The following is a 242-nucleotide window of genomic DNA, read 5'->3' as shown; positions in this document are numbered from 1 at the left end:
CACTAAATAAAGGATCTATATGTTTATATTGAATATGTTTGCTTGGTCTAAAGAATTTTAAGTCTTTCCAATTCCTAATTCTAGGCATTAAATTGATTCCTAATAGATAAGAAAGTGCAAAGACAGGAGTAGACTGGCCTTGTGTATCAGCATGAATCGTATCAGGTTGGATATCTGACTTATTTTTTAGCAATCCATCAATAATATAAACAGCTTCCCAAACCCCACAGGGGATAAAATGG

Annotated in this window: 1 protein-coding gene; it reads right to left on the bottom strand. The window is 33.5% G+C overall.

Annotated elements, in window-relative coordinates; translation table 11 throughout:
- Positions 1-242, bottom strand: a 242-nt coding sequence (locus tag FS608_RS29920; protein WP_144556163.1) for a Tn3 family transposase, incomplete at both ends; no start/stop codon positions are given.

This window comes from Bacillus sp. X1(2014), from assembly GCF_007678255.1.
This window is presented reverse-complemented; position numbering and strand designations above follow the sequence as displayed.